The organism is Sphingobacterium sp. IITKGP-BTPF85, from assembly GCF_001006065.1.
GTDB classification, from domain to species: Bacteria; Bacteroidota; Bacteroidia; order Sphingobacteriales; family Sphingobacteriaceae; genus Sphingobacterium; species Sphingobacterium anhuiense.
The window spans coordinates 20861-32766 of the sequence record NZ_ASZT02000050.1 but is presented as its reverse complement, the minus strand read 5'-3'; the positions used below and the strand labels follow the sequence as shown (position 1 = coordinate 32766).

10 protein-coding genes are annotated in these 11906 nt (G+C 40.3%); 1 reads left to right on the top strand and 9 read right to left on the bottom strand.

Going from position 1 to position 11906, the window contains the following annotated elements; all coding sequences use genetic code 11:
* Nucleotides 1-225: 225 nt before the first annotated feature.
* From L950_RS28585 to L950_RS26440, 4 genes are all read right to left on the bottom strand, one after another.
* On the bottom strand, nt 226-402 hold the full coding sequence (locus L950_RS28585) for a hypothetical protein (RefSeq protein ID WP_156169664.1): 177 nt from the start codon (nt 400-402) through the stop codon (nt 226-228).
* Nucleotides 403-407: 5 nt separating this feature from the next.
* The gene (locus L950_RS11675) at nt 408-1367 is read right to left on the bottom strand and encodes a hypothetical protein (RefSeq protein WP_021191820.1); all 960 of its coding nucleotides are present in this window, start codon (nt 1365-1367) and stop codon (nt 408-410) included.
* A gap of 383 nt (nt 1368-1750) precedes the next feature.
* Nucleotides 1751-2119: an aspartate 1-decarboxylase gene (gene panD, locus L950_RS11670; protein WP_021191818.1), complete on the bottom strand. Its 369-nt coding sequence runs from the start codon at nt 2117-2119 to the stop codon at nt 1751-1753.
* A gap of 1 nt (nt 2120) precedes the next feature.
* A complete protein-coding gene (locus tag L950_RS26440) occupies nt 2121-4148 on the bottom strand; it encodes a cysteine synthase family protein (RefSeq protein WP_021191817.1) in 2028 nt (675 codons plus the stop codon).
* Between the two features lie 391 nt (nt 4149-4539).
* Here L950_RS26440 and L950_RS11660 point away from each other — a divergent pair, with 391 nt between their 5' ends.
* Nucleotides 4540-5361, top strand: coding sequence for a glycerophosphodiester phosphodiesterase (locus L950_RS11660; protein WP_046792027.1), 822 nt, complete (start codon nt 4540-4542; stop codon nt 5359-5361).
* Between the two features lie 298 nt (nt 5362-5659).
* Here L950_RS11660 and L950_RS11655 read toward each other — a convergent pair whose 3' ends face one another.
* The 5 genes from L950_RS11655 to L950_RS32970 form a co-directional block, all read right to left on the bottom strand.
* Nucleotides 5660-6571, bottom strand: coding sequence for a BT_3044 domain-containing protein (locus L950_RS11655; protein ID WP_021191815.1), 912 nt, complete (start codon nt 6569-6571; stop codon nt 5660-5662).
* 26 nt (nt 6572-6597) lie between these two features.
* The gene (locus tag L950_RS11650) at nt 6598-8619 is read right to left on the bottom strand and encodes a RagB/SusD family nutrient uptake outer membrane protein (RefSeq protein ID WP_031289329.1); all 2022 of its coding nucleotides are present in this window, start codon (nt 8617-8619) and stop codon (nt 6598-6600) included.
* A 97-nt stretch (nt 8620-8716) separates the two neighbouring features.
* Entirely contained in the window at nt 8717-10342 is a 1626-nt protein-coding gene (locus L950_RS35350; RefSeq protein WP_262507062.1) for a SusC/RagA family TonB-linked outer membrane protein, read from the bottom strand.
* Between the two features lie 26 nt (nt 10343-10368).
* Nucleotides 10369-11514, bottom strand: coding sequence for a TonB-dependent receptor plug domain-containing protein (locus L950_RS35345; protein ID WP_262507061.1), 1146 nt, complete (start codon nt 11512-11514; stop codon nt 10369-10371).
* A complete protein-coding gene (locus L950_RS32970; RefSeq protein WP_231577167.1) occupies nt 11478-11840 on the bottom strand; it encodes a carboxypeptidase-like regulatory domain-containing protein in 363 nt (120 codons plus the stop codon). Before L950_RS32970 ends, L950_RS35345 begins: the two co-directional genes overlap by 37 nt.
* Nucleotides 11841-11906 lie beyond the last annotated feature (66 nt).

Here is an 11906-nt window from a genome sequence, read left to right as displayed (position 1 = left end):
CTTTTCAGGACGAGACATAGTAGGTTAAGAGGTTAGTTGGTTAGATAGTTAGAATGTGAGTTGGTTAATAGGTTCCGTACCATCGGTATTTGTGTTACAGTTTGTGGCACAAAGTACTATTGTTTGTCATGTTGGCAGAGCGAAATAATGTTGATTAGCGAAATAATCTTATTAATGAGCGATGTTCGCTCTCGAGAGGAATATGGTGAGATAATTTTTAAAAACTTAGTCTGTCGTGCTAGAGATCCAATAGCCTCCTGCTTTACCTTTACCACGATATTCAATTCTGCCTTCGTCTTTTAATTTTTGTAATCGGTGTTCCAATTTCCTTACTTTGATGTCAAATATGGATAAATAAAAGGGTAGACGTTTACCAGGATTAGTTGTAATGATATCATACAATTTATTTATGGCATCAGTTTCTTCTTTTTCTTTAGCTTTATTTTTAATTTCAAGAATTTCACTGATATTTTTTTGAGAATTTGATTGTCCTCTTGGTATTCTTTAATATGGTACTTGGCAGGTTCTTTTTTAATTTTAACAAAGGCCATCTGCGATCGTTTAGAAATAGCTCCAAGTGGAGTTATATCATTGATTCTAGTCTTTGCCAGTTCATAATCTGTATATTTTTTCAGATATGCATAAATGTTTGTCTGACTGATATGAATGTTATAGGTAGTTTTAAGATCTCGGACAATTTGTGCAGAAGTACGTGGTTTTATAAAGTAATCTGTATGTTTTACAAAATAGTCAAACATGTCTCGCTGATGTTTTCTTTGTATATTAACCGGATGTTTAGTATTTGCAGCAAAAGGAATTACATCTGTCTTTTGAGCCATAGATATTTCATCTTCACTGGCGTTAGTTTCAGCATCGCTAAGTTCTAGCTTAAGAACAAATCTTTCTTTTTTACCGCCAAAACAATATTCAAAGAGTGTGTGTGGTGCTAGTCCGAACGCTATAGCTAGCGAACATAGCTCATAAGCATAAGCATCATCCAAAGATTTTTTAAGTAAATTGTTTATTCTTGATTCGTTTAAGCCTGTTGCAGCAGCTAGATCTTGTTTTGTGTTAAAAAATATCTCAAATAGCTTATCGAACTCATTGGTTGAAGATTGCAACCTAGTTGCTGGAAAATTCTTAAAAAATTGATTGCATATAGCAGCCAAGTCGAGTCCAAGTGCAAGGGTGACAACGAAGAAAGTTTTTGCCGTCAATTTACGGTCTTCTTTTTCTAGCATGAAGTCAACGTGCTTACTTTTTTCGTTAACCATCGATGCTTCATTCAAGGTCGAAGCTATCTGTTGTTTTAAAAGGTTTGCGAAACTATTTGTACTGTATAATTTCTGTTCACTATTTTTCATCATATTTCATTAGCTGCAACTGCAGGATTTGGGGCATTTAACAGGAGAACTCCGAATTCGGAATAGACCTGCATGCTATGCGACTTGATATCACAATTTGTGATATCAAGTTCTCCCATTTTTCTTTTCAAGGCCCAACATAAATCTTTAAGGAATTACCCTCAGTGTATATAGCAGATTATTAGGATGAAATCACCAGAAAATTGGTCTATGTCTCCATTAATAACCTGTATAAAAACCCGAGTTTTAACACCTTAAATATTGGTTTTAAAAACTAATATAGTGAAAACAGACAAGATAACATGTCAAATATCTGTTACTCTAGCAAAAGTGGCGCTCTATTACCAATGGTTTACTCATATTGTCTATTGCAAAGTTTCCAGTAATTAATATTGATATTTCTCTATGGATTTGATCTGGTTATTGCCTTCGGTGAACACTAATATGGGTTGATAATGATCAGCTTCTTCAGCAGACATCCTCACAAAAGATAATATATGGACTGTATCACCGACTGTTGCATGAAGCGCCGCGCCACCATTCATACACACCTCGCCACTGCCTCTTTTTCCGGGTAATACGTAAGTCATTATTCTGCTCCCATTTATAGCGTTGTTGATATATACTTGTTCATATTTTTTTATTCCTGCAGCATCCAATAGGTCGGCATCAATGGTAATTGAACCATTATACGCGACGTTTGCTTCTGTCACAGTTACGGTATGTATTTTAGCTTTTAATAGTGTTACTTCCATTTTAAATTGCTCTTAATGATTTATTTGCTTTCGGATATTCGATCTTTTTGAATAAAAATCGGGTATTATGCTGTAGTAAAGTGAAATATTTTCCATCCATCTGTGCCAAGATCTCAAACGGTTCAGTAATGATAAATTTTTGTTGGGGACAAGATGTCCAGACCTGATTTATGATTTCGCCGCTGTGACTGTAGCTGGACATTATATAGTGAGTTTCTTCAATGTTGCTTTCGGCAAGATGAAACCACATGCCTTCACCAATGCCTCCTAACCATTGTGCGTCAATAGAGATATTGTACGGTCTTAAAGGCAGGTCAAGATGACCTTTGCTTAAGTCACATCCTAAGGCTGTGGATGATCCGTGGCTTAAATTCTCTTTGAGTAAGCTCCATTGAAACTTTAAGGATTTTGTACGACCCATATTCCAGCTGGTTAGTTGTCCATCTGCGAAACAAAATATCTGTCTATTTTGATGCGTATTGACAATATTGCTTGTCGGGCTGGGAATAATGGTTTCGGGAATACATATTTTTCTTATGCGTCTATCTTCTGGATGCATACCAGCTTTAAGCATCTGGGCGACAAATCGGGAGCAGCTGTTGTTGCGTGCTGCTAATGCACCGTATGGAACTGGGCCCATGTTGCTGAGGTCGCAGGCATATTGTGTGGCAACCTCATATTCTACCTGTGGTACGATGGAAAATAACAGCCGCCCTCCTCCGTGGGTGGCATGTTCGATCGCAGATAATTCCTGCATTATTTCCTCGATATTGGTGATCGTTGAATAGGTTTTGTCGAAGATAGCCGATGTCTGAATGGTTAGCCTGGGATCAAAATGTTTTGATCGGACCCGACCATAACCACGTGGGCAAACATAACGGCCAAAATCATAATACGTGACCTGCCCAGTATTGCGTGATACCAATAATATAGCGGCATGTCCCACCTTAAAGTTTAGATTTTTCACCAGCCCAAAACTTTTTAGTATGCTCATCCATTTTTCATCGCCATAGGCTGTTTTATCAGGCCAGGCCAGCGGAATCGCGAAATCATGAAAACTTTGATCATAGGCTGTCTTCTTAGTATTTAATGTATGGTATAGACTGTTCATATAGCGATCGCCATAATCAGCAAATAATAATACGAATTGATCTCGACTGTCTACTGGGTTGTCTGTGCAATAATCTTCCAATCCCGTAAGAACTGCGGCACTGGAAAAACCAGCAAGCATTCCTGTATGTTGGTAATAGTCCATTGCAGTCTGGATTGTACGGCTACGTTCAACTTGGATAATATGGTCAAGGGCTTTGAGATTAAAAATACCGGGTACAAATTTGCGCCCGATGCCTTCAATTTTTTCCATTTCTGTATTTGCTTGTATCACACGACCAGAAGCTTTATACTGCGCGAGGATGGAGCCTTTTGGTTCAACTCCAACGACTTTAATGTGCTGGTCTTTTTCCTTTAAGTATTTTCCAATGCCTGATATAGTGCCCGTCGTGCCAATTCCAGCAAAGAAGTGGGTAATCATTCCGGATGTTTGCTTCCATATTTCTGGACCGGTGGTTTCATAATGGGCCCGGCAATTTTCTGGATTGTTATACTGATCCGTATAGTAACTGTTTTTATTAATTTCCGTAAATGCCCGTGCTTGATATTGTGTGGAATTTTTATCTAGGAACCCGTTGGAATTATCGCAGAGCACGATCTTTGCATCCAGAGCTTGTAAACTCTTTAGTTTCTCTTGGGAACAATTGCGTGTGACGAAGATACAAGATCTGTATCCCATTTGCTTCGCAAGATAGGCAATTCCAATCCCTGTGTTCCCACTGCTTGCTTCAACGATTGTATCGCTAGGTTTTATAAGTTTTTTGGCAATTGCGTCCTTTACCATATACCATGCCACTCGATCTTTGGCTGTATGATTAGGATTAAAATATTCCTTTTTTATATAAATATGACATCGATATTTTTCTGAAAGGTAGCTGCATCGATGTAGTGGTGTATTTCCGAAGATTGAAGCATCCAAAATAGTGTAAAATATTAGTTTTCAATTCAATTTCTATTCATATTTAACGGTTTTACATTCCAATTTAGTATAGGATGTCTGTTTGTATAGTTGTGATTTAGTTTTTTAATATTTATATCTAATTGATATTTTTCCAATAGTTCAAGAAAGCATTTATCAGCTTTTGGTCTAGCATAAAGATTTTATGAAGAACGAAGGCTCTTCATAATTACCCTTTCTTCTCAGGATATCTGAAATGGACATTCCTAGTAAGAGGGGTAATTGTTAGCTTTAGGTAATCATTAGGTTAAAGCTATATAAACTCAACGTCTTTACCGTTTTAGAATGTTATATTTATGCTTAATAATCTTTAAAATAATAAATGGAATCAACTTTTTCTAAAATATCAACCATGGGTAAAACCGTATTTCTATTACTTCTTTTTATAACGATTGGTTCATCTGCATGTTATGCACAAGATGCAGGAGTCAGGTTATTTGCTCACCGTGCTGGGGCGCATGAGCTTGATGAGAATACCATGGAAGCTTTTAAAACAACATATAGCAAAGGAATACGTGGATTTGAAACTGATGTGAGAAGAACAAAGGATGGTAAACTGGTCATCTTTCATGACGACAGTTTTGAACGTATGCTTGGTATTCAAGGTAAAATAGAAGACCTTTCTTTGGCAGAGATAAAAAAGTTACGAACAAAAAAAGGTAATCCAATCCCTACATTAGATGAAGTCGTTGCATTCTTTAAGGATAAACCAGATGTATATATTGAGTTTGAAATGAAAACGAACAAACCGATGTATGGGGAGGCTGAATTGCAAACGTACTGTGCTGAACTTTATAAAAAAACGTATGAAAATAAACCGGAAGGATCAGATTATGTGTTGACTTCTTTTGATAAACGTCCGTTGCAATATTTGAAGTCAACATATCCGAATGTGGATTTGTTGTTTATAAAAGGAGTGGCCCTCACCCAAAGCTTAGTGGACGAAGCAAAAGCGATGGGAATTAATCGTATTGGAGCAAATGTACATGCCACAACTAGAAATATGGTGATAGATGCAAAAAAACAAGGAATAACAGTTAGTCTATGGCCTGGAAGATCAGTTAATGACTTTTTACTTGGCGTTTACTTGGGAAGTGATTACTTATGCTCTGATGTGCCACTAGCCGTAACCGAATGGGTAAAAGCTAATGCACCACAGATAAAACTTAAATAATTTTTTCCCTAAGTCGAGCAAACCATTACATGCAGTGCGTTCAACATTAAAACTAGTTGGGGTTTTGGAGGGTCAACTACATATTCTGAAAAAGAGATCTGATTGATGTAAATTTTTGATGAACTTCGATCCTTTAACATGCATTTGAATCAGACCCAAAAATACCATTTGACATCAGTTTATGGAAATTGATTTTTATAAAACCACATTTATTAGGTTCGAAAATAGTTGGCATGCTCCATATCTTTTTTAATAAACATTAAAAACGCCCTCTACAATTGATGTAGGGGGCGTTTAATTAGAGCAGCAATTGACTAGCGCTTGATTTCGATTCGCAGCTCTTCTTGCATATGCCGTGTCGTACCATTAGAACATAGGAATACGACAATAAAAAAACATTGAATTTACGACCAAAAGATTCTTCAACCTTGAAAATATTGGGATATCTGGGGTCATCATCGATTTGGGTCACGACGATATCTCGATATGGTTTGATCTCCACACGGTTATCCGCTCCCACCTCTAAGATGATTGAAGACTTATTGATATGGTCTATGTTATTTTCAAAGGATTCATTTCCGGCGATTACCCGTACACTGTTTCCCGTTAGTGGAAATATTTTTTTATTGCCTGCTGTCACCATGCCATTCCCTAATCCTGTCATTGAGTAAAACGTGTTTTCGGCCTGCGATGCATAGGCATTCTTTATAAGCACCTGGTAGAGAATGGTTTTTTTCTTTGGATTGATATCAATTCCTGTAGCATCTGATGTTTTTAAACCGATAAAATAAGTAGAATCTGGAGATAGACCTGCTGGTTTCAATTTCACTCGTGTACGGCCTGTACGCTCTCCTGCCTTGATCTGGATTTTATAATCGAGGATCTCATATTTATCCCGAGGCAGCAGTTTTGCATAGAGATTTTCATCAGCATCAAAAAGGGAGCGGTTGTAAATATCCAATTGCGCTTGATCTTCTTCCAACTGGATGACCATATCTTTAGAGGGTGCATGTGTTCCTCCGACAGATGCTGCGATATAACCGGTTACTTCTGCTTCTGCTAAGGGAACGATTTCTTGAAAGGTGTTGTGATAACTGCTACTGATCAAAGCAACTTCATTTTTGTACATTTCTTTTTCGAACAGTTCATTGTCTTTACACGATGCAAGCACCGAAGTGAGTGCCAGCATTGTTATATATATACGTTTCATGTGTTTATTTGTTAGCGTTGTTCAATCTAATAACCGGGATTCTGATCAAGAGAAGGAAGTCTTCTCATCTCGGCACGTGGTATAGGTACCCAAACTAATTTTTTATCGACTACGCGTGTCAGGAAGGATGAGGTTCCCGGGATGACGCGTTGGTAATACGTTTCTTTGGTTGCACCATCTGGATTCATCCCGCGTATCGGTTCGCGCTCTGTCTCCTCATAAATACCCCAACGGCGTACATCGTAAAAACGTCTATTTTCCCATAGCAATTCAACCATACGTTCACGTTCGACTTGTTTTTGAACAGTGGTTTTTTGGTCGAGCTGGTCTGCACTCAATCCTGGTAATCCAGCACGGTAGCGGACAAGGTTGAAAGCGCTTTTTATCTCATCTACATTTCTTGAAATGGTATATTGTTGATCTCCAAGCTGAACAGTGTGTGTGCCGGTTAGATTATTAATAGCTTCTGCGTAGGAAAGTAGAATTTCAGCATAACGGATGATCGAATATGCTTTTTTCATGTGACGGGCTCCTGTGCCTTGAAAAGCATCCATCGGGTGGTTATATTTTTTGATAACGTAACCCGTGATGGGGTAGTTGGGCGAGGTTGCCGATACACCGCCGCGACCATCGGCATCCTGGTAATAATATTTGGCGGTATAGTTATTGACCGATGCACTGGATTGAGCCTGCCATACGGCTTCGTTAAATCCGACGGATGCGTAGAAACGCATCTCACGATTTGCATACATATTATAGACACCCGAATTGAGAGGATAACCCGAAAAGTTTCGGGGCTTAGTTGTAAAACCTGTTTCCGAATAGTAGCCATCCACACTAGCCTCTTCTTTAGTGCGGCCATCATCCATCAGATAGGCATCCACCACTTTCTGTGTGACGCAGAAACGACCCCAACCTCCAAGGGAAGGAGGCATAGACCCCTGACTGATCGTAGTTACCAAATAGGAGGTGTTTCTACCCCAGATGATTTCTTTATTGATTTCTGCCACGGCTTCTCCGGTAAAGATATCCGAATAGGATTTGAATGGATCGATACCGTCAGCTCCATTGGGATATTGACCATAGAAATTTGGATCCGACTTTACGCCTTGAGGAAGTGCTGGGGTTTTATCATCTTTGAGTACGGTATGGAGGCTGTACTGCCCCATATCCATCACACGTTTGGCCGCGGCTGCTGCCAATGCCCATCTTTCTTCTTTATATTGTTGCGATACGTAATTGACCTGATCTGTCTTACGCTTCCAGGTGCCGAAGTATGAATTTGCTGCCGGACCACCATTGAAAAGCGGACTGGCGTGAATCAAGCGCAGACGTGCTACCAATGCAAATGCAGCACCTTTGTTTGGACGACCAAAATCCAAAATTGAAATTTCTTTTGGAAGTAGTTGGGCTGCTTTCTCAAATTCACCACAGGTATAGTCCATCGTCTCATCGTAAGTAGCCCGTGGACGATCGTATTCTTCTAAAGGTGCATTCGTGTTGACCACTTCATCGCCTAATAAAATAGCAGGACCATAGTCTACCAAAATGTTGTAATAGGCATAGGCACGGATAAAGCGTGTATATCCTTCGATCCGTAAGCGGTCCATATTGTTGAGATCTCTCGGACGATCGAGGTTTTGTAAGATGGTGTTACACTTACGGATGATTTTGTAATATGATCCCCATCGATTGAGGTTAGGGCTACCATCTCCAAAGAAATCCGAGGTGGTACGTCCCGTGGCAAAATCCATTCCGTAATATACATTGCCCGAACCTCCTCCAGTAAGTCCATTTAAACCTTCATCTGTAGCCATAGGTCCTGGAGTATAACCATATCGGATGGTATTAGATTCGTCTGGAAATGTGGCTGCGGCTCCCCACATGTAAGCCTCCATATTACGAGCGTTGGAAAAAGCAGAGTCGATGTTGAATTCATCGTCAAAATAATCGTCAATATTAAGGTAATCTTTACAGGATGTTGCCATTGCGATCAATTGGATCATCATGATGGCTAGTACTATTCTGTTTATGAGCGACGTTTTCATCAGTCTTAAATTAGTTTTTTTATGGATGATGAACAATCATGGGGTTATTGCACATATTGTAGCCCCTCATGGTTCATGTTTTTAAATTGGAAATACGTTAAAAATTGACGTATACTTGAAATGAATAAGTCGATGGTAAGGGGTATTTACGCCCATTCCAAGCAGCCTGTTCGGGATCGAATATTTTGACATTGTCCCAGATATATAGATTATTGCCCACGAATTGTAAATCCATTGATGATATACCGATGCGCTTGAAAAATGCTGTATTCAGGTTATAATTTAACGTGATCTCTTCTAAACGCAGGTAGCGTGCATCGCCTTGCCAAAACGTGGACAATTGACTGTTATTGTCATTATTGCCGTATTGTAAACGCGGGAAACGCGCATTGGGATTTTCGGACAATGCAGGATCGATACCGTTTGCTAGGGCATAATCCTTGGGAATCCATCTGTTATTTGGATCTGCGGCCAAGCTCAGCACATTCCCCAAATTTCCTTCGAAAAATGGCATATAACCCATGCCATTCGTTTTGGTTTCATTGTTTACAGACATGGGCTGTCCGACATAGAAAAAGGATGTTTTTCCGGTTCCTTTGAACAATACGCCTAGCGTGAGTTTCTTGTAGCGAAATTCACCTCCGAAACCAAACATGGTCAATGGTAAATTGCTATGAGTAAGGGGTACCATATCCAGTTTGTCAATAATACCATCGCCGTTTACATCTTTATATTTGATGTCGCCTGGTAGTACTTCTCCAAAGCTTTGCTTTGGGCTATATTTGATGTCGTCCTCGTCTTTAAAGAGTCCCAAAGAGTGATAGCCGCGAATCGAACCGAGCGGGAATCCATTGAATTCTAAATAAGGGTATTCCAGATAGGCTTGCTCCCAGTTTTGAACCATATTTTTGGTATAGGTAAAATTACCGCGCAGCGTGAAGCCTAAGTTGGGTGAAAAATTGTGGGTATAGCTGATGTTTCCATCCATCCCTGAGCTTTGCATGCGCCCCACATTGGCAAAAGGATTGGAGACAACACCTACGTATTCTGGAACCTGAACGCGTTGCTGGAATATGCCGTTACGTTGATCTTTGAAAATGTCTACGACAAAATCGACCTTATTGTTGAAGAGTTTACCTTCAATACCCAAATTGGATTTGATGGCTTTTTCCCAAGCTAAGTTATCGGCTCCGATGCGGGTCTCAAAGAGTGTCTCGATCCCGGGCACACCCCATGGACTACCAATGCCTTGGTTCACCTTTGTTAAGTAAGGAAAACGGATGGATGAGATCCGATCATTACCCACAGTACCGTAGGATGCCCTAATCTTCAGGTAATTGAGCCAAGGTGCGGATTCTTTCATGAAATTATAACCAGTAGGTACCCAGCCCACGGCTAGTGAAGGAAAAAAACCGTATTGTCTTCCCGGCTGAAAGTTTTCGGAACCGGTGTACCCAAAGTTGACATCCACCAGATAGGTATCCCGATAGCCATAGGTCAATCTACTGGATACCCCCTGATAGCGTATGGGGATAGCACTGAGATTGGATGTGGCATCGTCAGTGTCCTTAGCATCACTGATATAATAGTACAGCAATGCAGAAGTGCGGTGGTCGCTTCCGAAGATCTGATCGTAATTAACAACTGACTCGAAGTGATATTTGCGGTATTGTCTGGTAGACTTGCTGTAATATGCTTTTTGCTCCTGTACGGTTTCCTGCATAATGAGTGAACCATCTGCCGCTCGACCTAAAGCTTTGTATAATGAGGCTGTACTCGTCTGCGCTCTTCAAAATAACTGTGGATATCGTAAGCTCCTTGGACGCGAAATTTAAGTCCATCTAAAAACTTCGAAAGATCCTGATTGAGGGCCAGTGTCGTTTTTCCTTTGTACACTTCATCTGCTGCTTTTCCGGTGCGGTTGATCATGACATATGGTGATGATTGATCTCCACTGCCAAGACCTGGAAGAAGGCCATTGGAATATTGTGTGGGTAACGATACTGGTGTAAGGCTAGATTGTGCTCCCCATATATAATCGGTATTGGCCAATCCGGGTTGATTCAACTTGGATAAAAAGCCATCTGATCCCAAGAAAACTTTGGTTGTTTTGGTCAAATTGACATCCAGATTGATGCGGTAGTTGTAGGTGTTAAAACCTACATTGGAGCTGTAAACACTATTTTTATCGACTTTGTAAGCCGCAGTTTCAGTCTTACCGCCAAGACTCATAAAATAACGAGCTACTTCCGATCCGCCGCGTCCGCTTATATAGTAGCTCTGACGCCAAAAATTGTCGTTTAGTATCTCATCCTGCCAGTCCACGTCGGGGTACATATCCGGATCTAAACCATCGCGGATGATACCCATTTCTGTTTGATTGTACAAGGGACTTTGACCACGGACCACACTTGCTTCATTGGCCAATAAGGCGTAATCATGGGCGCGTAAATAATTGGGCAAGCGGTTGAGGTGAGAGAGGGTCGTATTGGCTCTTGCCGTAATCTGAATACGATCGATAAGACCTCTCTTGGTCGTAACTAATACGACTCCGTTTGCTCCACGGACACCATATACAGCGGTTGCAGAAGCATCTTTCAGGATCGAGAAGCTCTCGACATCTGCCGCATCGATGGTATTGAGATCACCCTCCAATCCATCGATAAGTACTAGGGCACTGTTATTGGCTCCAAATGTTCCAATACCACGTATCCAGAATTCCGATATGTTTTTGCCTGGTTCACCACTGCCTAGTCTGGAGATTACTCCAGCTGCCCTTCCGCCAAGCAGGTTGGCTATCGATGGAGCTGGCGATTGAAGTTGTTTGACGTCTACCGTGGTAATGGCTCCTACCGAACTTATCTTACGTTGTACATTACCGAGTCCGACCACCATAACCTCATCGAGGGCCGTACTGTTTTTGAAAGAGTAATTGTTAAATTACTCTTTGATTCAATCGCTAAGTGCTCGGAGGGATTGTAGCCTACATTACTAAATAGAACTTTATCACCATAATTGGCTTTGATACTAAATTTTCCTTCACTGTCGGTCGATGTACCGATAGCAGCTTTGTCTTTGATATAGACGGATACGCTGGTAACTGGATTATTTTCTTTATCCACTACGTTGCCCGCAATCGTCAACTCTTTCACTTGCTGTGCAAAACTTGTCGTCTGCAGGAGACAGAACCACAGCATGCACATAATTTGAATGAACTTCATTTTTGGTAGTTATATGTATTGTTTTCTATTTTTTTGTTCTTGTTCTAAGCTTCTTGCTGTTAAAGA

What these genes read in the sequence shown, in the direction of transcription:
- L950_RS35345 (WP_262507061.1), bottom strand. Translation starts at nt 11,514, where the DNA reads ATGGTGGTCGGACTCGGTAATGTACAACGTAAGATAAGTTCGGTAGGA.
- L950_RS11660 (WP_046792027.1), top strand. Translation starts at nt 4,540, where the DNA reads ATGGGTAAAACCGTATTTCTATTACTTCTTTTTATAACGATTGGTTCA.
- L950_RS11675 (WP_021191820.1), bottom strand. Translation starts at nt 1,367, where the DNA reads ATGATGAAAAATAGTGAACAGAAATTATACAGTACAAATAGTTTCGCA.
- L950_RS11655 (WP_021191815.1), bottom strand. Translation starts at nt 6,571, where the DNA reads ATGAAACGTATATATATAACAATGCTGGCACTCACTTCGGTGCTTGCA.
- L950_RS35350 (WP_262507062.1), bottom strand. Translation starts at nt 10,342, where the DNA reads ATGCAGGAAACCGTACAGGAGCAAAAAGCATATTACAGCAAGTCTACC.
- panD (WP_021191818.1), bottom strand. Translation starts at nt 2,119, where the DNA reads ATGGAAGTAACACTATTAAAAGCTAAAATACATACCGTAACTGTGACA.
- L950_RS32970 (WP_231577167.1), bottom strand. Translation starts at nt 11,840, where the DNA reads ATGAAGTTCATTCAAATTATGTGCATGCTGTGGTTCTGTCTCCTGCAG.
- L950_RS11650 (WP_031289329.1), bottom strand. Translation starts at nt 8,619, where the DNA reads ATGAAAACGTCGCTCATAAACAGAATAGTACTAGCCATCATGATGATC.